General features: G+C 71.0%; 23 protein-coding genes. 12 read left to right on the top strand and 11 right to left on the bottom strand.

What is annotated here, in order from left to right; genetic code table 11:
* Positions 1-35: 35 nt before the first annotated feature.
* Complete coding sequence (locus tag EXE58_RS03270) at positions 36-422, bottom strand: VOC family protein (RefSeq protein WP_135266560.1); 387 nt, start codon at positions 420-422, stop codon at positions 36-38.
* Positions 423-493: 71 nt separating this feature from the next.
* Here EXE58_RS03270 and EXE58_RS03265 point away from each other — a divergent pair, with 71 nt between their 5' ends.
* Complete coding sequence (locus tag EXE58_RS03265) at positions 494-1,018, top strand: GNAT family N-acetyltransferase (protein WP_135266559.1); 525 nt, start codon at positions 494-496, stop codon at positions 1,016-1,018.
* Positions 1,019-1,104: 86 nt separating this feature from the next.
* Positions 1,105-1,698 (top strand): hypothetical protein, encoded by a 594-nt coding sequence (locus EXE58_RS03260; protein WP_135266558.1) that lies wholly within the window; start codon positions 1,105-1,107, stop codon positions 1,696-1,698.
* A 74-nt stretch (positions 1,699-1,772) separates the two neighbouring features.
* On the opposite strand, the gene EXE58_RS03255 is transcribed toward EXE58_RS03260, so the two are convergent.
* Both EXE58_RS03255 and EXE58_RS03250 read right to left on the bottom strand, forming a co-directional pair.
* Positions 1,773-2,705 (bottom strand): SPFH domain-containing protein, encoded by a 933-nt coding sequence (locus EXE58_RS03255; protein WP_135266557.1) that lies wholly within the window; start codon positions 2,703-2,705, stop codon positions 1,773-1,775.
* 53 nt (positions 2,706-2,758) lie between these two features.
* Positions 2,759-3,007: a hypothetical protein gene (locus EXE58_RS03250; protein ID WP_135266556.1), complete on the bottom strand. Its 249-nt coding sequence runs from the start codon at positions 3,005-3,007 to the stop codon at positions 2,759-2,761.
* Between the two features lie 62 nt (positions 3,008-3,069).
* Here EXE58_RS03250 and EXE58_RS03245 point away from each other — a divergent pair, with 62 nt between their 5' ends.
* The 3 genes from EXE58_RS03245 to EXE58_RS03235 are packed head-to-tail and all read left to right on the top strand — an operon-like array spanning position 3,070 to position 6,966.
* Positions 3,070-4,473 carry a magnesium chelatase ATPase subunit I gene (locus EXE58_RS03245; RefSeq protein WP_135266555.1) on the top strand — a complete coding sequence of 468 codons (1,404 nt, stop codon included), beginning with the start codon at positions 3,070-3,072 and terminating at the stop codon, positions 4,471-4,473.
* A complete protein-coding gene (locus EXE58_RS03240; protein WP_167288657.1) occupies positions 4,466-4,960 on the top strand; it encodes a GNAT family N-acetyltransferase in 495 nt (164 codons plus the stop codon). The genes EXE58_RS03245 and EXE58_RS03240 overlap by 8 nt, the downstream gene beginning before the upstream one ends.
* A complete protein-coding gene (locus EXE58_RS03235) occupies positions 4,960-6,966 on the top strand; it encodes a vWA domain-containing protein (RefSeq protein ID WP_135266553.1) in 2,007 nt (668 codons plus the stop codon). Before EXE58_RS03240 ends, EXE58_RS03235 begins: the two co-directional genes overlap by 1 nt.
* Here the strand turns inward: EXE58_RS03235 and EXE58_RS03230 are convergent.
* Genes EXE58_RS03230 through EXE58_RS03220 form a run of 3 tightly spaced genes read right to left on the bottom strand, consistent with a single transcriptional unit; the run spans position 6,963 to position 9,619 of the window.
* Positions 6,963-7,367 (bottom strand): nuclear transport factor 2 family protein, encoded by a 405-nt coding sequence (locus EXE58_RS03230; RefSeq protein WP_135266552.1) that lies wholly within the window; start codon positions 7,365-7,367, stop codon positions 6,963-6,965. The two genes, EXE58_RS03235 and EXE58_RS03230, sit on opposite strands and share 4 nt — an antisense overlap.
* Before the next feature lie 20 nt (positions 7,368-7,387).
* Positions 7,388-8,260 carry an alpha/beta fold hydrolase gene (locus EXE58_RS03225; RefSeq protein ID WP_135266551.1) on the bottom strand — a complete coding sequence of 291 codons (873 nt, stop codon included), beginning with the start codon at positions 8,258-8,260 and terminating at the stop codon, positions 7,388-7,390.
* A 27-nt stretch (positions 8,261-8,287) separates the two neighbouring features.
* A complete protein-coding gene (locus EXE58_RS03220; RefSeq protein ID WP_135266550.1) occupies positions 8,288-9,619 on the bottom strand; it encodes an ABC1 kinase family protein in 1,332 nt (443 codons plus the stop codon).
* Positions 9,620-9,715: 96 nt separating this feature from the next.
* Here EXE58_RS03220 and EXE58_RS03215 point away from each other — a divergent pair, with 96 nt between their 5' ends.
* Complete coding sequence (locus EXE58_RS03215) at positions 9,716-11,155, top strand: S8 family serine peptidase (protein WP_244242401.1); 1,440 nt, start codon at positions 9,716-9,718, stop codon at positions 11,153-11,155.
* 126 nt (positions 11,156-11,281) lie between these two features.
* The gene (locus EXE58_RS03210; RefSeq protein WP_135266549.1) at positions 11,282-11,833 is read left to right on the top strand and encodes a hypothetical protein; all 552 of its coding nucleotides are present in this window, start codon (positions 11,282-11,284) and stop codon (positions 11,831-11,833) included.
* 57 nt (positions 11,834-11,890) lie between these two features.
* Here EXE58_RS03210 and EXE58_RS03205 read toward each other — a convergent pair whose 3' ends face one another.
* On the bottom strand, positions 11,891-12,658 hold the full coding sequence (locus EXE58_RS03205; protein WP_208544111.1) for a trypsin-like serine protease: 768 nt from the start codon (positions 12,656-12,658) through the stop codon (positions 11,891-11,893).
* Positions 12,659-12,759: 101 nt separating this feature from the next.
* On the opposite strand from EXE58_RS03205, the gene EXE58_RS03200 reads away from it, so the two are divergent.
* Entirely contained in the window at positions 12,760-13,110 is a 351-nt protein-coding gene (locus EXE58_RS03200) for a nuclear transport factor 2 family protein (protein ID WP_135266548.1), read from the top strand.
* A gap of 13 nt (positions 13,111-13,123) precedes the next feature.
* Here the strand turns inward: EXE58_RS03200 and EXE58_RS03195 are convergent, their stop codons facing one another.
* Both EXE58_RS03195 and msrA read right to left on the bottom strand, forming a co-directional pair.
* A complete protein-coding gene (locus EXE58_RS03195; RefSeq protein WP_135266547.1) occupies positions 13,124-13,531 on the bottom strand; it encodes a hypothetical protein in 408 nt (135 codons plus the stop codon).
* A gap of 49 nt (positions 13,532-13,580) precedes the next feature.
* Positions 13,581-14,222, bottom strand: coding sequence for a peptide-methionine (S)-S-oxide reductase MsrA (gene msrA, locus EXE58_RS03190; RefSeq protein ID WP_135266546.1), 642 nt, complete (start codon positions 14,220-14,222; stop codon positions 13,581-13,583).
* 70 nt (positions 14,223-14,292) lie between these two features.
* Here msrA and EXE58_RS03185 point away from each other — a divergent pair, with 70 nt between their 5' ends.
* Genes EXE58_RS03185 through ilvA form a run of 3 tightly spaced genes read left to right on the top strand, consistent with a single transcriptional unit; the run spans position 14,293 to position 18,102 of the window.
* On the top strand, positions 14,293-15,462 hold the full coding sequence (locus EXE58_RS03185; protein WP_244242400.1) for a cystathionine gamma-synthase: 1,170 nt from the start codon (positions 14,293-14,295) through the stop codon (positions 15,460-15,462).
* Positions 15,455-16,879: a glutamate mutase L gene (locus tag EXE58_RS03180; RefSeq protein ID WP_244242399.1), complete on the top strand. Its 1,425-nt coding sequence runs from the start codon at positions 15,455-15,457 to the stop codon at positions 16,877-16,879. The genes EXE58_RS03185 and EXE58_RS03180 overlap by 8 nt, the downstream gene beginning before the upstream one ends.
* A gap of 14 nt (positions 16,880-16,893) precedes the next feature.
* On the top strand, positions 16,894-18,102 hold the full coding sequence (ilvA, locus tag EXE58_RS03175; RefSeq protein WP_425271668.1) for a threonine ammonia-lyase: 1,209 nt from the start codon (positions 16,894-16,896) through the stop codon (positions 18,100-18,102).
* 15 nt (positions 18,103-18,117) lie between these two features.
* Here ilvA and greA read toward each other — a convergent pair whose 3' ends face one another.
* Entirely contained in the window at positions 18,118-18,612 is a 495-nt protein-coding gene (gene greA, locus EXE58_RS03170; protein WP_135266543.1) for a transcription elongation factor GreA, read from the bottom strand.
* 220 nt (positions 18,613-18,832) lie between these two features.
* Complete coding sequence (locus EXE58_RS03165; RefSeq protein ID WP_167288655.1) at positions 18,833-19,234, bottom strand: DUF4307 domain-containing protein; 402 nt, start codon at positions 19,232-19,234, stop codon at positions 18,833-18,835.
* 57 nt (positions 19,235-19,291) lie between these two features.
* Here EXE58_RS03165 and mca point away from each other — a divergent pair, with 57 nt between their 5' ends.
* Positions 19,292-20,194: a mycothiol conjugate amidase Mca gene (mca, locus tag EXE58_RS03160; RefSeq protein WP_135266541.1), complete on the top strand. Its 903-nt coding sequence runs from the start codon at positions 19,292-19,294 to the stop codon at positions 20,192-20,194.
* Positions 20,195-20,277 lie beyond the last annotated feature (83 nt).

The following is a 20,277-nucleotide window of genomic DNA, read 5'->3' as shown; positions in this document are numbered from 1 at the left end:
CCGGGCTCCCACCCGGTCGGCCTTCTGCGTGTGTGTCAGCTCACCGACTCGTGCAGGCAGAGCACGTTCCCGTCGGGGTCCTTGAACCAGGCAGCCTTCTCGGAGCCCAGCACGCACACGTGGTCGACCGTCTTCAGCTCCGGCAGGTCGTAGTCCTCGAACACGACCCCCCGGGCCTCGAGTGCCGAGATCTCAGCCGTCACGTCGTCCACCTCGAAGCTCATGGCGGTGCTCTCCGTGGGATGGCTGCCGGGGCGGGGGAGCAGCAGCAAGGTGGCGCCGCCGTCCAGGGCGTACATCGCGCTTCCCTCGTCGTTCGTGCCCGTGTAGTCGAGCCCCAAGGACTCTGTGTAGAACCTGCTGGCGCGATCGACGTCGGTGACCGGGAGCATCATCGTGACCGCGCGATGGGTGAGTGACATGGCGCCTGGCCTTTCTCGCCGGATGGGCTCCCTCCATCGTCCGCGCGGTCCCGCACGGGCACAATGGCGATATGGGGGAAATCGAGGGCATCCGAACCGCCACGGACGCCGACTGGCAGCAGATCTGGCCGTTCTGGCGCGACATCGTCCAGGCCGGCGAGACCTACGCCTACCCGCTCGACGCGACGAGCGCGCAGGCGCGTGCCTGGTGGATGGAGCCGCCGCCCGGCCACACCGTGGTGCTCGAGGAGGACGGCGAGGTCCTCGGGTCCGCGAAGATGGGTCCCAACCGGCCGGGGCGCGGCTCGCACGTGGGCACCGCGTCGTTCATGGTCGCTCCCCGGGCACGCGGCAGGGGTGTCGGCAGGCGCCTGGCGGAGTACGTCGTCCAGTGGCACCGCGAGCAGGGCTTCGCGGCCATCCAGTTCAACGCCGTCGTCGAGACCAACGTGGCCGCCGTCGCGCTGTGGCGCTCCCTCGGCTTCGAGGTGGTCGGGACGGTGCCCCGGGCCTTCGACAGTGCGACCCGAGGGCGCGTCGGCCTCCACGTCATGCACCTCGACCTGGGGCGGGACCAAGGGCCCGACGAGACGTGACGGTGGCCTCTCACGACAACCGTCCCGCCGCGGGAGGGTAGGGGTACCGGAAGACATCCGGACCTTTACCCAAGGAGGAGATGACGATGAGCGTCATCCACCGCCAGCACCACATCAGCACTGAAGGTGTCACCACCTCGGAGGTGGAGGAGGTGACTCACACCGGGCTGGCACGTGCGCTCGCGGTGCTGAGGATCGCCTTCGGCATCACCTTCTTGTGGGCCTTCCTCGACAAGGCCTTCGCGCTCGGGTTCCACACCGGCTACGACCAGGAGGGCAACCTCGACCGGTTCGGGGACGCGGCCTGGATCAACGGTGGCAGCCCCACCGAGGGGTTCTTGAGCTTCGGGGTCCCTGCGGACAACCCGTTCAAGGACGTCTTCAACTCCATGGCCGGTCAGGCCTGGGTCGACTGGCTGTTCATGCTCGGCCTGCTCGGCATCGGCGTGACCCTGCTGCTGGGGGTCGGGATGCGTATCGGCACCGCCGCCGGCGCCCTGATGTACGCCTTCATGTACGCCGCTGTCATCCCGCTGGAGAACAACCCGGTGGTCGATGACCACCTGGTCGGAGTCATCGTGATGGCCGTCCTCGCCCTCGGCGCCGCTGGCACCACCTGGGGCCTGGGCAAGAGGTGGAACGAGACCGAGCTGGTCAAGAAGAACCCCGTTCTCCGCTGACCCGCATCACTCCCGCAACAGGCCGACCGGGCCCCCACCCGGTCGGCCTTCTGCGTGCCCCGCTCAGGTCAGGGTCACTGCCCTGAGTCGGTGATCAGCCCGCCGGTGGTGGGCTGGTAGGGGTTCAGCCCGTGGTCGATGGCGTACTGCTTGAGGTAGCCCTCGCGGCCCAGGACGGCGATGCGCTCGGCGATCTTGGCGGCCTCGGCCTTCTCGACCTCGACCTGCGCCTGGGCGGCCTTGACCTGGGCGGCGGCCTCGGCCTCCTTGGCCTTGGCCTTGGCGACCGACTCCTGCTGGGCGACGAGCGCGGCCTTGACGGACTCCGGGGGCACGGGCTTCTGCAGCGTGATGGCGAAGTCGGTGAAGAACGCCTCCTCCCCGTCGATCTGGCGGCCGACCAGGTCAGGCATCTGCTCGAGCACCTCGGTCTCCCACTGGGCCTTCACGTTGGGGTCGGTGTAGAGCTCGGTGTAGCTGTAGTTCTGGCCGGCCCGGTCGATCGCGGTCTCGAGCGGGCGACTGATGTAGACGCTGAGCATCCGCAGCCAGCCCTGCGACCCGTTGCCGTCGGCGGTGTCCATGTAGGCGGCGTACCGGTTGCCGATCAGGTCGTGGAACTTGCGCAGGACGTCGCAGTCGGTGTTCAGCATGAACGCCGCGACGCCGTCGACGCTCATCTCGATGCCGTCCTTGGTCACGAACGTGACGTGGCCACGGTCGCCCTCCTCGCCGAAGACGTAGTTCCTCTGGGAGGACGGGTAGGAGTAGTGCTTGTCGCCGGGGCCGTCCCACGCGCGGGTCGAGGGGGACACGCAGTCCTTGAACCGGCGCGGAGTGAACGCTCCGTCGCTGTAGTGGAGTGCCACCTGGTCGGGACCGGTGGACACCGTCGTCGGCCTGACGAAGAGGAGGACGCCGAGGAGGAGGACGCCGACGAGGGCGCCGACCCCGGCGACCTTCTTGAGCGCACCGGCCTTGCTGGAGAGGTCGGGAGGAGTGGGCATGGGTGTCCTTCTGGTCGGGCCGAGGGTTCGGTCGGGCTGTCAGGGTCGGATGATCAGGAGCCGGGCAGGCCGCGCCGGTGGCGCTGGGTGATCTCGTCGATCACGATCGTGGAGAGCTCGGGGGAGACGTCGCGGTGCTGCCAGGCGAGCTCACGCAGCTGCTCGATGAAGGCGTCGCGCTCGGCGATCTCCGCGGCGGACCTGGGGTCCGCGGTCACGGGGGCGGTCATGCGCCCGAGCCAGAAGGCCACGGCGATGGCTCCCCCCACGAAGACGAGCAGGAGCACGGTGAACGTCGGCATGTGCGCATCCTTCCCTGTTTGGGGGCGGTTGAACCCACCAGCCCGGCAGTAGCGTGGAGCGCGTGACTGCACTCGCACCCACCACGCCCCCCGACGTCAGCACCGTGGCCGAGCTCCGCGCCTCCGGCCACGAGCTCAAGTCCCTGCGCCAGGAGATCCGTGACAACCTGCTCCAGCGCCTGCGGGACGGGGTCGACCCGTGGCCCGGGCTCCACGGCTTCGCCGACACGGTCGTGCCGCAGGTCGAGCGGGCGCTCCTGGCCGGGCACGACGTCGTGCTCCTCGGGGAGCGTGGCCAGGGCAAGACCCGCCTGCTGCGCGCGCTCGTCGGGCTCCTCGATGAGTGGTCACCCGTCATCGAGGGTTCCGAGCTGGGTGAGCACCCCTACGAACCCATCGCACCCGCGACGATCCGCCGGGCCGCCGAGCTGGGCGACGCGCTGCCGGTGACGTGGCGCCACCGTGACGAGCGGTACGCCGAGAAGCTCGCCACCCCGGACACCAGCGTCGCCGACCTCATCGGTGACGTCGACCCGATGAAGGTGGCGGAGGGGCGCACGCTCGGCGACCCCGAGACGATCCACTTCGGCCTGATCCCGCGCAGCCACCGGGGCATCGTCGCGATCAACGAGCTGCCCGACCTCGCCGAGCGCATCCAGGTCGCGATGCTGAACGTGATGGAGGAGCGCGACATCCAGATCCGCGGCTACGTGCTGCGGCTGCCCCTCGACGTGCTGGTGGTGGCGAGCGCCAACCCCGAGGACTACACCAACCGCGGCCGCATCATCACTCCGCTCAAGGACCGCTTCGGCGCCGAGATCCGCACGCACTACCCGCGCGAGATCGTCGAGGAGATCGCCGTCATCGAGCAGGAGGCCCACCTGGTCGCCGACGTACCGGCCCACCTGCTCGAGATCCTCGCGCGATTCACCCGCAACCTGCGCCAGTCGCAGTCGATCGACCAGCGCTCGGGGGTCAGCGCCCGCTTCGCCATCGCGGGCGCCGAGACGGTCGCGGCGGCCGCGCTGCACCGAGCGACCGTCCTCGGCGAGGACGCGGCCGTCGCTCGGGTGGTCGACCTCGAGACTGCCGTCGACGTGCTGGGCGGCAAGATCGAGTTCGAGACCGGCGAGGAGGGCCGGGAGACCGAGATCCTCACCCACCTCCTGCGCACCGCGATCGCCGAGACCGTCCGCGAGCACCTGCGCGGCCTCGACCTGCGGCTGCTGGTCGAGGCGCTCGAGGAGGGGGCCACGGTGACCACGGGTGCCCGGGTGTCCGCGCGCGACTTCCTCGGCGGCCTGCCGGTCCTGGGGGAGTCCGAGCTCTACGACCAGATCACCGACCGCCTGGGCGCCACCGATGACGGCTCGCGGGCCGGGGCGATCGAGCTGGCCCTCGAGGGGCTCTACCTCGCCCGGAAGGTCGGCAAGGACAGCGACGGCAGCGAGACCGTCTATGGCTGAGGTCCTGCTGCGGCCCGCCACACCCGACGACGTCGCCGGTCTCCGCCGCCTGGGCGAGGCCGTCGTACCCACGACCTATGCGCCGATCGACGCCGCCTACGCCCAGCGCATGCTCGACGAGTGGTGGACGCCCGACTTCTTCACCGCGTCGCTGGCCCGGATGCCCCACGTCGTCGCTGAGTCCGACGACGAGGTGGTCGGCGTCGCCAACCTCGGCCCGACGCAGGTCCGTGGCGAGGAGCGGGAGGTGATGTGGAAGCTCTACGTCCACCCCGACCACCAGGGCCGCGGCATCGGCACCCGCCTGCTCGGTGCGGTCGAGCAGCAGGTCCGGGCTGGCGCGCTGTGGCTGGAGGTGGTCGATGGCAACGACGCGGCCGCCGGCTTCTACCGCTCGCAGGGCTTCACCGAGGTCGAGCGGGCCGCCAATGCGCCCTGGCCCGACGACATCTGGCTGCGCAAGTCCCTGGGTATCGGGGAGGTGTGATGAGCCGCTACAAGAAGTACGACGGTGGCGACCCGCTCGCACCCCCGGTCGACCTGGCCGAGGCGCTGGACGCCATCGGTGAGGACGTGATGGCCGGCTACTCGCCCGAGCGGGCCATGGCGGAGTTCCTGCGCCGTGGGGGGAAGGACCAGGCGGGTCTCGACGACCTCGCGCGCCGGGTCGCCGAGCGTCGGCAGGAGATCACCCAGCGTCACAACCTCGACGGCACCTTGCAGGAGGTGCGCGAGCTGCTCGACCAGGCCGTGCTCGCCGAGCGGGGACAGCTCGCACGCGACATCACGATGGACGACGGCGACCGCGCCCTGCGCGAGATGCAGCTCGACAACCTGTCGCCGTCGACGGCCGCCGCGGTCAGCGAGCTGGCGTCGTACGACTGGGCGTCGAGCGAGGCGCGCGAGCGCTACGAGCAGATCAAGGACCTGCTCGGCCGGGAGCTGCTCGACCAGCGCTTCGACGGGATGAAGCAGGCGCTCGAGGGAGCCACGGAGCAGGACCGCGCGGCGATCAACGAGATGTTGACCGACCTCAACGAGCTGCTCGAGAAGCGCCGACAGGGCGTCGACACCGATGACGACTTCCGCGACTTCATGGGAAAACATGGAGATCAGTTCGCAGGTCCGTCTGGGAATCCGCAGAACCTCGACGAGCTGATGGACAGCCTCGCCCAGCGGGCGGCCGCCGCCCAGCGGATGCTCAACTCGATGTCGCCCGAGCAGCGCCAGGAGCTGATGGAGCTCTCGGCCCAGGCGTTCGGGTCGCCCGAGCTGATGCAGCAGCTCGCGCGGATGGACGACAACCTCCAGGCGCTGCGGCCGGGCGAGGACTGGTCGGGCTCGGAGCAGTTCTCCGGCGAGGAAGGGTTGGGGCTGGGCGACGGCACCGGCGCGCTCCAGGACCTCGCCGAGCTCGACGCGCTGGCCGACCAGCTCTCCCAGTCCTACGGCGGAGCCCGCATGGAGGACGTCGACCTAGACGCCCTCGCCCGCCAGCTCGGCGACCAGGCCGCCGTCGAGGCGAAGACGCTGCAGGAGCTGGAGCGCGCGCTGCGTGACAGCGGCTACCTCAAGCGCGGTTCGGACGGCGACCTGCGTCTTTCGCCCAAGGCGATGCGCCAGCTGGGGAAGGCGCTGCTGCGCGACGTGGCTGACCGGATGAGCGGCCGCTCCGGCGCTCGCGAGTCCCGCTCCAAGGGCCTGGCAGGCGAGCCGACCGGTTCGTCGCGACCGTGGCAGTTCGGCGACACCGAGCAGTGGGACGTCCCGCGCACGCTCACGAACGCGATGGTGCGGCAGGGCGGGGAGCGCCCGATGCGGCTGGCCATCGACGACGTCGAGGTGGTCGAGACCGAGGCACGCACCCAGGCGGCGGTGGTCCTGCTCGTCGACACCTCCTTCTCGATGGCGATGGACGGTCGTTGGGTGCCGATGAAGCGCACGGCGCTGGCCCTCCACCAGCTCATCAGCTCGCGCTTCCGCGGCGACCACCTGCAGCTGGTGACGTTCGGCCGGCACGCGCAGGTGATGGAGATCGAGGAGCTCACCGCGCTCGACGCCCGCTGGGCCAAGGGCACCAACCTCCACCACGGCCTGCTGCTGGCCAACCGCTTCTTCCGCAAGCACCCCAACGCGCAGCCGGTGCTGCTCGTCGTCACCGACGGTGAGCCGACCGCCCACCTGGAGTCCAGCGGCGAGGTCTTCTTCGACTACCCGCCCCACCCGCTCACGATCGCGCACGCCGTCAGCGAGCTCGACAACACCGCCCGGCTGGGCGCGCAGGTGACCTTCTTCCGCCTGGGCGAGGACCCCGGCCTGGCGCGCTTCATCGACTCGATGGCACGCCGCGTGGACGGCCGGATGGTCAGCCCCGAGCTCGACGACCTCGGAGCCGCGGTCGTCGGGTCCTACCTTGGCTCGCGCGCGACAGGGTCGTCGTACGCCCAGCAGTTCGGTGGCTGGGGCGGCCGCGGCTTCTGGGTTGGTGGCTAGCCGCCGGCTGCCTCGAGCATGCGCAGCAGTTCGGCGCCCATGTGCTCGATGACGGCGTTGAGCGCCTTCGCCGGGCGGATCATCACGGTGAAGTCGACGATCTGCCCGGCTTCGTCCCACGTGATGATGTCGACGCCGCTGACGTCGAGGCCGCCGACGACCGTGCGGAACTGCAGGACTGCGCTGTCCTCGCCGACCCACTCGCGCTCGTAGGTGAGGTCGGGCCCGAGGACGACGAACGCGGCCGTGAGGTAGCCGACGACGGTGTCGCGGCCCTCCTGGGGCGTGTGGACAGCAGGGCTGCGGAACACCGCGTCCTCGGCGACCAGCCCTTCGAGCCCCGCCGCGTCGCGGCTCTCGACGACGGCGTGCCAGCGGGCCAGGGCTGCGTGGGAGTCCATGGGTGTCATCGTGACAGGGGTCATCGGGGCAGGGTCGCCCGGAGGGCGGTGAAGGCCTGCGGCAACGCGCTCGTCACGGAGAGGTGCCCCTCGCCGGGCAGCAGATGTGCCACGGCTCCCGGGATGTGGGAGGCGAGCCACTCGCCGTGGGAGAACGGCACCATCAGGTCCTGGGCGCCCTGGATCACGGTGGTCGGCACCGCGATGTCGCCCACGTCGAACCCCCAGTCCTTCACGAAGGCCAGGTCGTCGTCGACCCAGCCGTCGTGACCCAGTCGGACGGCCTCGCGGAAGCTGGCGGACATGTCCTCACCGAACACGTCGGTGAGCTGGGCACGGTCGACGGCGGGCAGCAGCCCGGACATGCTCTCCAGCAGCCCCTTGGCATCCGCGTCGCGCAGTCGCGGGACGGCAGGGTCGAGCACCTCGCGCAGCGCCTCCTCCCCTGCGACGGCGGCCGTGAACTCCTCGACGTTGTCCTCGCCCATCCCGGCCAGGAAGTCCAGGCCCTCTGCGTCGTACGGCGCGACCCCGGCGACGCACAGCACCCCGGTGACCCGATCCGGGACGAGAGCCCCCAGGGCAAGGCAGTGGGGACCGCCGCCGGACCACCCCGCGGTCGCGCAGCGCTCCACGCCCAGGTGGTCGAGGAGCTCGACCAGGTCGGGCACCACGTCGGCCACAGAGCGGCCGGGCAGGCGCGACGAGCCGCCTGCGCCGGCCCGGGAGTAGAAGGCGATCCGCAGGCGGGAGTCGATCGCCGCGCGGGAGAGCGTCCGCTGGACGATGCCGGAACCGGGGGTCCCGTGGTGGAAGAGCAGGACCGGGTCCTCCGCTTTCCCCTCGACGGCGTAGTCCAGGGCGCGACCGTCGGAGAGCTGCAGGGTCTGCATCCGTTGAGTGTGCACCCTCTGCCACTCTCAGGCCGCGAAGCCGGGCAGTGACTCCTCGAGGATCGCGCGGAACGGCGCCTCGGCCTCGAGCTGGCTCAGCAGGCCGATGCCGCCCAGCCAGGTGCGGTGGATCAGGAGGTAGGACGTCGGCAGGTTGAGCTTGGTCGCCATCGCGAAGGCCGGGTCGCGGGGGTTGTTGATGCGCTCGAACTGGGTGCGCATCCACTCGCGGGTGAACCTGAACGTCTCGGTGTGGGTGGGCTCGATGAACGGGGAGAGGTAGTCGAGCACGAGCTGGGGGTCGACCCGGACGTTGGGCCGGATGAAGCCTTCCTCGCGCAGTCCGGCGACGAGGGTCTCGCGGTCGCTGTCGGCCGCGGTCCGGATGAGTCGTCCCATCGCCTCCGGCAGTGAGCGCTGGGGCAGGCGTGCCACGGCGCCGAAGTCGAGCACCCCGAGGCGGCCTGGGGAGCCGTCGACGGCGGGGAGCAGGCGGAAGTTGCCGGGGTGCGGGTCGGCGTGGAGCATGCCGGTGCGCGCGGGACCGGCGAAGAGGAACCGCGCCAGCAGCTCTCCGTAGTGGTCGCGCTCGGCCTGGGAGCCCTCGCGGATGACGTGGGCGAGGGAGTGGGGCGACTCCATCCACTCGGTGACGAGGACCTGCCCCCCGACCGCGACGACGTCGGGGACGACGAAGGACGGGTCGTCGGTGAAGGCGGCGGCGAAGGCGCGCTGGGCCTCGGCCTCGAGCGTGTAGTCGAGCTCTTCGGCGGCGCGCTCCTGAAGCTCGGCGACCAGCGGCTTGATGTCGATGCCGGGGAAGACGGGGGCCACGCCGCGGGCGAGCCGGGAGAGCTGGCGCAGGTCGCTCATCAGCGCGTGGCCGGCGCCGGGGTACTGCACCTTCACGGCGACGTCTCGGCCGTCGTGCCAGCGCCCCTTGTGGACCTGGCCGATGCTGGCCGCCGCCGTGGGAGCGCCGTCGAGCCAGACGAGCTGTTCGCGCCAGTCGTCGCCGAGACCCGCGGCGATCTGGTCGCGCACGGTCTGGGTGGGCATCGGCGGCGCGTCGTCCTGCAGCCGGGTGAGGTTCTCGCGGTAGGGCGCCACGAGCTCGTCGGGCAGCGCCGCCTCGAGCACGGAGAGGGCCTGGCCGAACTTCATGGCTCCGCCCTTGAGCTCGCCGAGGGTCCGGAAGAGCTGCTCGGCGGTGCGCTGCTGGACCTCGTTGAGCACGATCTCCGCGGGAGCACCGCCGAGCCGCTTGCCGAAGCCCACGGCCGAACGGCCGGCGTACCCCAGGGGCAGCGCGGCGAGTCGGGCACCGCGCGCTATCGCCTTGCGGGGGAGCTCGCTCATGGGTCCAGTGTGGCGGATCGGACCTGAGCAGGCCGTGACCTGGGCGGCCCCGGGACGTTGAGAGTAGTGACACCCCTACTTCTCGGGAGGCATCCAGTGCGTAGAACACCCCTGCTTGCAGCCGCCGCCGTCCTCGCGGCCTCGGCGTCGCTCGTCTCGCCCCAGGCGTCCTCGGCGGCGGACGAGCCGGCCGACGTCTCGGAGTTCCTGGCCGACCAGCTGGGCGGCCTGACCGGCCGGACGGCGGTCATGGTCCACGGCACGTCCCTGGGCGCCGCGCGCGACGCCGTCACGGCGTCCGGACTGACGAAGAAGGGTGAGTTCCGCAAGATCGACGTGGTCGTCGCCCGCGGCACCAAGGCCCAGATCGAGGCCGTACGCCGCCAGCCCGGCGTGACCTACGTCGAGGGCGGTGCCCAGAAGATCGACTTCTTCCAGGAGACCTCCAACACCGCGACGCGTGGTGCCGAGGCGGCCGCCACGCTCACCGGCGCCGACGGGTTGCCGTTGACGGGCCGGGGCGTCAGTGTCGCCGTGATCGACTCCGGCGTCGACCCGACCCACCCCTACTTCAAGGAGGCCGACGGCAGCAGCGCCGTGGTCGCCAACCTCAAGGCGCTGTGTGAGCCGCTGACCGAGACCTGCTCGGTCCAGCGGCTGCCCGGCAGCATCGACACCGACACCCTCTCCGTCGGTGGGCACGGCACCCACGTGAGCGGCATCGTGGCCGGTCGTCCGACCACGTTGAGCGACGGTGGCAGGCTCCAGGGTGCTGCTCCCGGGGCCAAGCTCGTGTCGATCTCCACCGGCGCCGGCATCGTGATCCTGGGCGCCGACTCCGCCCTCAACTGGGTCCTCGAGAACCACGAGGCACCCTGCGGCGAGGGCGTCCCGGCCAGCACCTGCCCGCCGATCAAGGTCACCAACAACTCCTACGGCCCGAGCGGCGGCGGCGAGTTCGACCCCGAGTCGGCGACGGTCAAGCTCCAGCGCGCGCTGGCGGCCGAGGGCGTCGTCACCGTGTGGGCGGCCGGCAACGACGGCGGGGACGGCTCCGAGAGCCTGACCAACCCTCCCGGCCAGGACCCGACCGGCGGCATCCTCTCGGTGGCGTCCTACTACGACCAGGACACCGGCACGCGTGACGGTGTCGTCTCGGAGTACTCCTCGCGCGGCGACGCCTCCGACGCCTCGACGTGGCCGGACATCTCCGCCCCGGGCGAGAACATCACCTCGTCCTGCCGCCCCTACCTGGCGATCTGCTCCACCGGGCTGGACTTCCGCAACGGCCCCGGTGCCCTCGACATCGGCACCTTCAACACCATCAGCGGAACGTCGATGGCCGCGCCCCACGTCGCTGGGATCGTGGCGCAGCTCTTCCAGGCCAACCCGAACGCCACGCCTGCCCAGGTGGAGGCCGCGCTGAAGTCCACCGCCCACCAGTTCGGTGACGGCGCCGCCTACGTCGGCGGGACGTCGTACGACAAGGGGTTCGGCCTCGTCGACGTCGTGGCGGCGGCCACGGCGGTCAGGTGACCTGCTGACCTGATCTCGAGCTCGGGGGAGAACGGGCGCCGGAGGTGTGCAACCTTCCGGCGCCCGTCCGCGTCTACAAGGCATCCCCACAGCGGGGAGACCACGTCACGAGAAACGGGATCCACCATGCGCACGACCAGCATCCTCAGCTCCGCCGCCCTGTCGGCCGTCGCCCTGAGCCTCTTCGCGCTTCCCTCGGCGAGCGCCGACGGGATCGGGGTGAAGGACGCCCGCGACCTGGACCACGGGGTCGACCTGCGGTCGGTGGTCGTCGACCACGGAGCCGAGGAGCTCGTCGTCACGACGACCCACACCAATCTGCGGCCATCGTTCCGGACGGGGTCCTCGGGCGGGGTCTTCCTCGACACCGACGCATCCGACCCCGGCCCGGAGTACGCCTTCGTGGGCGGCTACTTCCGCGGCACGGACTACCAGCTGGTCGAGGTCGACGGCTTCCACCGCTCGCAGTGGGTCGGCCCGGTCGACGGGTACTACGACATGAAGGTCGACTACAAGCGCGACCGCGTGCGGATGACGATCGACCGGGCGGCGATCGACTCGCCCGAGCAGGTCCGGGTGGCGGTCAAGGTCGGGGGCAGCCGCACCGATGGCAGCACCAAGCGGCTCGTCGACTGGCTCGGTGAGCCTCGCAGCTTCACCGACTGGGTGGCGCAGTAGCCGAGGCGACCGTGGAGCCCGGGGCCGGTAGGTCCGGCCTCGGGCTCCACAGTCATGTCAGGGGAGCTCGACGAACTCGCCGAGGAACGCCCGCGCAGACTCGGTGTCGAGACGGTAGTCGACGTTGGTGGCCCGGCAGATGGCGTCGCCGGTGATCGTGATCGCCGCGACGATGTCGGTCGAGCCGAGGAAGTTCGGGCCACCGGAGTCGCCGTAGCAGGTGCCTCCGTCGCCGGTGTTCTTGTTCATGGAGATGCGCAGCCACGTCTTGTTGATCGCGTTGAGCTCGCCTGAGGACACCATCCGGCGGTCGTCGTAGAGGTAGCGGTGGCCGCCGGGCTCGTTGGTCACCTCGTAGGCGCCGTAGCCCACGGAGGTGAAGCGCTGGTCCTTGGGGAGCGCGGAGAGCGACCCTGCTTCGGGCAGCCGCGCCGGCTCGATGCCCTCGACCGCCTCGTCGAGGACTACCACGGCGATGTCGTGGCTGTTGCTCTGGTTGCCGGGGTAGAGCGGGTCGGCGTGGAAGGTGCCGTGGTGGACGGTGTCGCCGTCCTCGTAGTCGCTGTCGAAGGTCACGCCGACGCGCTCGCCGTCCTCGGCGCAGTGGGCCGCCGTGAGGAACACCGTCGACGAGATCAAGGTGCCGGAGCAGTAGAGCCAGGTGCCGTCGGAGTACTGCGTCGGGGACACGAGGCCGCCCACGTTGGGGTGCTGGTCGCCGTCGTAGGTGCCGTTGGTGATGGCCATCGCGGACGGACCAGTGAGGAAGCCGCCCAGCACGACGCTGAGGGCCATGAAGAGGGTGAGCAGCAGGCGACGTGGCATTCGAACTCCCGGAGGTGTGCGGACTGGAGTGCCCAGACTCTGCCTCGCTCCGCCCCCGGTCAAGGGGCTTGTCCCTCGGCGAGGCTGGTTCGATGGTCCCCATGAGCAGTGACCGCGTGGCCAGCCTGCGAGCCCTCTACGAGTCGTTCAACGAGCGCGACCTCGACGCTGTCCTCGCGGCCATGGCGCCCGACGTCGACTGGCCCAACGGCTGGGAAGGAGGGCGCCTTCTCGGGCGTGAGGAGGTGCGGAAGTACTGGGTGCGCCAGTGGCAGGCGATCCGGCCGACCATGATCGTGCGGAACATTGCTGAGCGCCCAGACGGGACGGTGGAGGCACGCGTCCGGCTGGTCGTCAGGGACCCTGCCGGGAGTGTGCTGGAGCGCTCGGAGGTGACGCACGTCTTCGAGCTCGTGGGACCTCATGTCCGCCGCATGACGGTCGAGCAGTGACCCTCAGGGAGCCTCAGTGGGGCGCGCGCGCCTGGAACCCGGCGCGCAGCAGCACCCGCTCGACGCGCTCCCGCTCCAGGTCGCGCGGCGGTCCCTCGGGAAGCGAGTAGATCCGCTCCTCCTCGCCGAGGGCACGACATGCGTCGACGAGCACGTCGTCGTAGGCGCGGACCCAGCCGCGCCGGCGTGCAGCGGGCATGTCGTGGGGCGCCCGCTGGATCTCACGCTGGATGCGCCACAGGTCTGCCGCGATCTGCTCGACGGGCGGGCCGGACGGTCGGGGTGGCGCGGGAGCCCTCAGGTGCAGGGCCTCTGCGGTTCGTCGTACGCGACGGGCGTAGGTGTCCCAGTCGAGCACCGCCCAGACGAAGGCCAGGACGGCGACGACCGAGCCCACCTTGAGCACGAGGTCCGCCTCCACCGATCCATGAAACGCCTTCAGGAGAGCGTGGGCAAGAGTCGTGGGGCCCTCAGCCGGGGAACTTCACGCCCGTGTTGGCGTGGCAGCGATAGCCGAAGGGGTTCTTGGCGAGGTACTGCTGGTGGGGGTCCTCGGCGTAGTAGTAGCCGGCCTCCTCGGCAGGGCGGATCTCGGTGGTGATGTCGCCGAGGCCGCGGCGAGCGAGCTCCTCGCCGTACAGCTTGGTCAGCTCGTGCGCGGTGGTCTCCTGCTCCGGCGAGGTGAAGTAGATCGCCGAGCGGTACTGGCTGCCGACGTCGTTGCCCTGCCGCATGCCCTGCGTCGGGTCGTGGATCTCGAAGAACCGCTTGACCAGGTCGGAGTACGACACCTGCTCGGGGTCGAAGACCACGCGCACCGCCTCGGTGTGGCCGGTCTGCCCCGAGCACACCTCCTCGTAGGTCGGGTGCGGGGTGATGCCGCCGGCGTAGCCGACCGACGTCGACCAGACGCCGGGGACCTGCCAGTAGATCTCCTCGGCGCCCCAGAAGCAGCCGAGCCCGAAGACCGCCACCTCGTGGCCCTCGGGCACCTCGTCGGTGACGACCGGAGTCTTCAGGACGACGTGCTCGCCCAGCTGCCAGGGGCGGGAGTCGCGCCCGGGCAGTGCCTTGTCGGGGGTGGGGATCGTGGTCTTGTCTCGGCCGAACATGGCTCCATTGTCCTCCTCGGCCCAAGGCCGCGGTCACGGCCCGCAGCAGGGCGGGGCTAGGGTCGGGAGCGTGACCCAGGAACACACCAACAAGTCCGGTTTCGAGACGCGTGCGATCCACGCCGGCTACGAGCCCGACGAGATGACCGGAGCGGTGATCCCGCCCATCTACGCCACCAGCACCTACAAGCAGGACGGCGTCGGCGGCCTGCGCGGCGGCTACGAGTACAGCCGCTCGGCCAACCCCACGCGCACCGCTCTCGAGGGGGCGCTGGCGGCGGTCGAGGAGGGTGAGCGGGGCTTCGCCTTCGCCAGTGGCCTGGCCGCCGAGGACACCCTGATCCGTGCGCTCACGCGGCCCGGTGACCACGCCGTGATCCCCGACGACGCCTACGGCGGCACCTACCGCCTCTTCGACAAGGTCGAGAAGGCCTGGGGCCTGGAGCACAGCCCTGCGGCGGTGAGCGACGTCGACGCGGTCCGGGCCGCCGTCCGCCCCGGCACGACGAAGCTGGTGTGGGTCGAGACGCCCACCAACCCGATGCTCAACATCGCCGACATCGAGGCGCTCGCCGCCGTCGCGCACGACGCCGGCGCGCTGCTCGTGGTCGACAACACCTTCGCCTCGCCCTACCTCCAGCAGCCGCTCACGCTCGGCGCCGACATCGTCGTGCACTCCACGACCAAGTACGTCGGCGGCCACAGCGACGTCGTCGGCGGGGCGCTGGTCGTGCGCGACCTCGAGGTCGCCGACAGGCTCGCCTTCCACCAGAACTCCATGGGCGCCGTCCCCGGCCCCTTCGACTGCTTCCTCACCCACCGCGGCCTGAAGACCCTCGGCGTGCGCATGGACCGCCACTGTGACAACGCCGAGAAGGTCGTCGACTTCCTGACCGGTCACGGCAAGGTCACCCAGGTCGTCTACCCCGGCCTCAAGGAACACCCCGGGCACACGGTGGCTGCCAAGCAGATGAAGCGGTTCGGCGGCATGGTGTCCTTCCGCGTCGAGGGTGGCGTCGACGCCGCGCTCGAGGTGTGCGCCAGGGCCGAGGTCTTCACCCTCGGGGAGTCCCTCGGCGGCGTCGAGTCCCTCATCGAGCACCCGGGTCGGATGACGCACGCCAGCGTGGCCGGCACCGACCTGGAGGTCCCGGCCGACCTCATCCGGCTCAGTGTCGGCATCGAGACCGCCGACGACCTGATCGCCGACCTCGACCGTGCCCTCGGCACCGTTGGTTGAGGAAGGCGCGCAGCGCCTGTCACGAAACCCCGGAGCCGTCGTCTGCGTCGACTTCGGCTCGACCTTCACCAAGGCGCTGCTCGTCGACGTCGCGGACGGCCGGGTCCTGGCGGGCGCCGAGAGCCCGACGACCCTGCCCGGTGCGGCGGGAGGTGACGTCCTCGACGGCTTCGACGCCTGCCTGGATGCCTTGGTCGAGCAGGACGCGCGAGCGGCCGGAGCGCCGGTGCTCGCCTGCTCCAGCGCCGGCGGCGGACTGCGGATCGCCGTCGTGGGCAACGAGGAGCTCGTCACCGCCGAGGCAGGTCGCCGGGTCGCGCTGTCCAGCGGCGGCAAGGTCGTGGCCGTCCTGTCCGGCGGCCTGACCCCGGCGTCGTACGACGCCCTGGTCGCCGCCGAGCCCGACGTCGTCCTGCTCGTGGGCGGCACCGACGGCGGCAACAGCGCCCAGCTGGTGGGTGACGCCGAGCTGCTCGCGGCCCGGGGCTGGGCGGGCCCGGTCGTGGTGGCCGGCGACGTCGAGGCGCAGGACCGGGTCCGCAGCGTCCTGGAGGCGTCTGGCACGCCGTTCGTCCTGGCCGACAACGTCGTGCCGCGCATCGGCGTGCTCGCTCCCGACAGCGCCCGGGCAGCGATCCGCGAGATGTTCCTCGCGCACGTGATCGGCGGCAAGCACCTGAGCTCGCGCGGCGACGACTTCCTGCGGATGGTCAGGGGGGCCACTCCCGACGTCGTGCTCACGGGCGTCGAGCTGCTCGCGCGCGGCCTCGACGAGGAGCACCCCGGAGCCGGTGACGTGGTCGTCGTCGACGTGGGCGGGGCGACGACCGACGTCCACAGCATCGTCGAGATCGACCCCGAGAAGAGCGAGCTCGCGCGCGAGGTGGTCGCCGTCAGCGCCGTCACGCGCACCGTCGAGGGCGACCTCGGGATGCGCTGGTCGGCAGTCTCCACGGTCGAGGCCGCCGGCCTCGATGGGCTCCACGACGCCGCGGTCGCGCGCCGCGACGACCCCGACCTGGTGCCGACGGACGAGGCGGAGTGGGAGGCCGACGAGGCCATCGCCCGCGCGGCGGTCGGCCTGGCGCTCAAGCGGCACGCGGGTCGCAGCAGGGTCGTGCTCAGCCCCGAGGGGCGCGTCGTCGAGCGGACCGGCAAGGACCTGCGAGAGGTCGACCTGCTGGTGGGCTCGGGCGGCGCCCTTCGCAACGGTCGAGCGGGTGTCGTACGACGCGTGCTGCTGCCGTCCACCGGCGACCACGTCGACGGTGGCTGGCAGCTGCCCCGGGAGCCGCGGGTGGTCGTCGACCAGGACTACGTGCTCGCTGCCGCCGGTCTCCTGGCCGGGCCTCACCCAGCCGCCGCACACGGTCTGCTCGATGGCCTGCGCGCTGCTGCCGGACAGGCGGGCCGATGAGTAGCCTGTCGAACGTGAGCGACGACGTGACGCTGGACGACATCCGGACCGCACGCGAGGCGATCGCCGACGTCGCGGTCCGGACCCCGATGGAGGAGTCGCGCTGGCTCTCGGCGCTGGTGGGCGGGCCGGTGTGGCTCAAGTGCGAGAACCTCCAGCGGACCGGCTCGTTCAAGATCCGCGGCGCCTACCTGCGCATCTCACGCCTCTCCGAGGAGGAGCGGGCGCGCGGTGTCGTGGCCGCGAGCGCCGGCAACCACGCCCAGGGGGTCGCGCTGGCCGCCAGCACGCTCGGCATCAAGTCCACGGTCTTCATGCCCGAGGGCGCGCCGATCCCCAAGGAGAAGGCGACCCGGGGCTACGGCGCCGACGTGGTGTTCGAGGGCCGCTACCTCGAGGACTCCCTGGCGGCGGCCCGGGCGTTCGCCGAGCGCACCGGCGCCGTGCTGATCCACCCCTTCGACCACGCCGACATCATGGCCGGGCAGGGCACGCTGGGCCTCGAGGTCCTCGAGGAGGTGCCCGACGTCAAGACCGTCCTGGTGCCCACCGGAGGAGGCGGCCTCCTCGCCGGCGTCGCGCTCGCGATCAAGTCGCAGCGGCCCGACGTGAGGGTCGTCGGGATCCAGGCCGAGGGCGCCGCGGCCTACCCCGGATCCCTCGAGGCCGGCCACCCGGTGGCACTCGGCTCGATGAGCACGATGGCCGACGGCATCGCCGTGGGCTGCCCCGGCGACATCCCGTTCGCCGCGATCCGCGACCACGTCGACGACATCGTCACGGTCTCGGAGGAGTCGCTCTCCCGGGCCCTGCTCTCGGTCGTCGAGCGTGCCAAGCTCGTCGTGGAGCCGGCCGGCGTCGCGGCCGTGGCTGCGCTGCTCGACGACCCCGACGCCTTCGAGACGCCCGCCGTCGCCGTGCTCTCGGGCGGCAACATCGACCCGCTCCTGCTCGGCAAGGTCATCCGCCACGGCCTCGCGAGCGCAGGGCGCTACCTCTACCTGCGGGTGTGCATCCCCGACCTGCCGGGAGGCCTGGCCTCGCTGCTCACCGAGGTCGGGGATGCCGGAGCCAACGTGCTCGAGGTCGCCCACGAGCGCATCTCGCCCACCCTCAACCTCAACGAGGTCGAGGTGCGGATCCAGCTCGAGACGCGCAGCGAGACGCATGCCGAGCAGGTGAGGGCCCGGCTCCGCGAGTGTGGCTACCGCGTCTACGAGTGATCGAGGTCGTGACGCTCAGGCCTGGTAGGGGACCGCGTCAACGATCTTGACCTTGATCTCCTTGCCGTTGGGCGCGGTGTAGGCGACGGTGTCGCCCTTGCTCTTGCCGTTGATCGAGGAGCCCATGGCCGACTGGGGGGAGTAGACCGTCAGGTCGTCGCCCTCGGTGAGGTTCTCACGGGCGCCGAGGAGGAACTTCTCGGTCTCGTCGTCACCGTCGAACTGGATCTCCACGACCATCCCGGGCTCGACCACGCCGTCGTTGGGCGGGGTCTCGCCGACCTCGGCACGACGCAGCATGTCCTCGAGCTGGCGGATGCGGGCCTCCTGCTTGCCCTGCTCGTCCTTGGCGGCGTGGTAGCCGCCGTTCTCCTTGAGGTCACCCTCGTCACGGGCTGCGGAGATCTTCTCGATGATCTCCTGGCGCTTGGGGCCCTTGAGGTCCTCGAGCTCGGCCCGCAGCTTGTCGTAGGCCTCCTGGGTCAGCCAGATGGTGCCCTGGTCGGTCATGTCATCTCCTGCTTCCTGGTGTTGCCCGCGTCGTGCCTGGCGGGTCGTGCTGTGCGTGTGGTGGGGCGGCTGGCGCGGGATGTGCGTCAGCGTGGCCACGGGTGGTCAGTGGTGCGTTCTTCCGTCCGCTCCTCTGGCGCGGCCGCAGACGTGGGCCAGCGCTGCCGGACGGGCAGGACAACAGGTTAGCAACTGACCCGCGATCTCGCAGGTCGGGCGATCAGCGGGGGCGGTCCTGGCCCGGCGCGGTGCACCCGACGCCCTCGACTGTGGTCGCCCCCCGCTCGGTGCGTACGACGACCTCGTTGACGCCGTCGACCGGGGTGAACGCGAGCTCGCCGACCATCGTGTGGTCCTCGGCGTAGGCGCGCAGGCGGCAGGTCGCGTCCTCACTGTCGGCGAGGTCGTCGGACAGGTCGACGTGGACGGTGGCGCTGGTGGCGTGGTCGCTCTCGACGTTGAAGCCCACGAGCTCGGACTCGACGGAGGGGGTGCTGTGGAACCACGCGGCCCAGGCGAGCCAGCCGAGGCCCACCACGGCCACGACGACCGCGAGCCCGAGGCCGGTGCGGCGGCGCCAGGGGGAGGGGGCGCCGTACCGCTGGGCGAGGTCGGTCGTCACGTCCGCAAGCCTACGGCGGAGCGGGAGGGCCGGACGATCCGCCCTAGACTCGCGCCCATGTCCCAGGTTCCCCGCACCGGCCATGCCTCGCGCGCCGGCCTGCGTCTGATGCACGTCCACGCTCACCCCGACGACGAGTCGAGCAAGGGCGCGGCGTCGACGGCGATGTACGTCGCCCAGGGCGTCGACGTCCACGTGGCCACGTGCACCGGAGGCGAGCGCGGCTCCATCCTCAACCCCAAGATGGACCGCCCCGACATCCTCGAGAACATCACCGAGATCCGCCGCCAGGAGATGGAGCGCGCCCGCGATATCCTGGGGATCCGGCAGGACTGGCTCGGCTTCGTCGACTCCGGGTGGCCGGAGGGCGACCCCAAGCCGCCGCTGCCCGAGGGCTGCTTCGGCCTGGTCGACGTCGAGGTCGGTGCTGAGCCCCTGGTGAGGCTGATCCGCGAGTTCAAGCCACACGTCCTCACGACGTACGACGAGAACGGCGGCTACCCCCACCCCGACCACATCATGTGCCACAAGATCTCGGTCGAGGCGTTCCACGCCGCGGGCGACCCCGAGCGCTACCCGGAGGCGGGGGAGCCGTGGCAGCCGCTGAAGCTCTACTACTCCCACGGCCACAGCCGGCCCAAGGCGGTGGCGCTGCACGAGGCGATGCTGGCCCACGGGCTGGAGTCGCCCTGGGCCGAGCGCCTCGAGACCTGGCCCGAGAACCCCGAGTGGGACGCCCGCGTCACCACCAAGGTGCACTGCTCGGACTACTTCGGCGTCCGGGACCAGGCGCTTCTCGCCCACGCGACCCAGATCGACCCCGACGGCTGGTTCTTCTCGATCCCGCGCGAGATCCAGGTCGAGACGTGGCCCACCGAGGACTTCGAGCTCGTCGTCAGCCACGTCGACACCGAGCTCCCCGAGGACGACCTCTTCGCCGGGATCACACCCGACGCCTGAAGCGTTGTCCGGCGACCCAGCTGACGGCTTGAGCCGGTCTGGTCACGTCAAGCCATGCGGCACCCGCCGCGATTGGCTGACCC

Origin of the sequence: Nocardioides seonyuensis (genome assembly GCF_004683965.1) — a bacterium.
In the GTDB taxonomy this organism is placed as follows: Bacteria; Actinomycetota; Actinomycetes; order Propionibacteriales; family Nocardioidaceae; genus Nocardioides; species Nocardioides seonyuensis.
Note: the sequence above shows the minus strand (reverse complement) of the source record. Positions and strands in the feature narration are given on the sequence as shown.

Bases quoted from the DNA above. Each gene is read 5' to 3' on its own strand.
- EXE58_RS03235 (WP_135266553.1), top strand. From the start codon at position 4,960: ATGAGCCGCTACAAGAAGTACGACGGTGGCGACCCGCTCGCACCCCCG.
- EXE58_RS03230 (WP_135266552.1), bottom strand. From the start codon at position 7,367: ATGGACTCCCACGCAGCCCTGGCCCGCTGGCACGCCGTCGTCGAGAGC.
- EXE58_RS03205 (WP_208544111.1), bottom strand. From the start codon at position 12,658: ATGCCACGTCGCCTGCTGCTCACCCTCTTCATGGCCCTCAGCGTCGTG.
- EXE58_RS03265 (WP_135266559.1), top strand. From the start codon at position 494: ATGGGGGAAATCGAGGGCATCCGAACCGCCACGGACGCCGACTGGCAG.
- EXE58_RS03250 (WP_135266556.1), bottom strand. From the start codon at position 3,007: ATGCCGACGTTCACCGTGCTCCTGCTCGTCTTCGTGGGGGGAGCCATC.
- EXE58_RS03240 (WP_167288657.1), top strand. From the start codon at position 4,466: ATGGCTGAGGTCCTGCTGCGGCCCGCCACACCCGACGACGTCGCCGGT.
- EXE58_RS03260 (WP_135266558.1), top strand. From the start codon at position 1,105: ATGAGCGTCATCCACCGCCAGCACCACATCAGCACTGAAGGTGTCACC.
- EXE58_RS03210 (WP_135266549.1), top strand. From the start codon at position 11,282: ATGCGCACGACCAGCATCCTCAGCTCCGCCGCCCTGTCGGCCGTCGCC.
- EXE58_RS03200 (WP_135266548.1), top strand. From the start codon at position 12,760: ATGAGCAGTGACCGCGTGGCCAGCCTGCGAGCCCTCTACGAGTCGTTC.
- msrA (WP_135266546.1), bottom strand. From the start codon at position 14,222: ATGTTCGGCCGAGACAAGACCACGATCCCCACCCCCGACAAGGCACTG.
- EXE58_RS03225 (WP_135266551.1), bottom strand. From the start codon at position 8,260: ATGCAGACCCTGCAGCTCTCCGACGGTCGCGCCCTGGACTACGCCGTC.
- EXE58_RS03270 (WP_135266560.1), bottom strand. From the start codon at position 422: ATGTCACTCACCCATCGCGCGGTCACGATGATGCTCCCGGTCACCGAC.
- EXE58_RS03220 (WP_135266550.1), bottom strand. From the start codon at position 9,619: ATGAGCGAGCTCCCCCGCAAGGCGATAGCGCGCGGTGCCCGACTCGCC.
- EXE58_RS03255 (WP_135266557.1), bottom strand. From the start codon at position 2,705: ATGCCCACTCCTCCCGACCTCTCCAGCAAGGCCGGTGCGCTCAAGAAG.
- greA (WP_135266543.1), bottom strand. From the start codon at position 18,612: ATGACCGACCAGGGCACCATCTGGCTGACCCAGGAGGCCTACGACAAG.
- mca (WP_135266541.1), top strand. From the start codon at position 19,292: ATGTCCCAGGTTCCCCGCACCGGCCATGCCTCGCGCGCCGGCCTGCGT.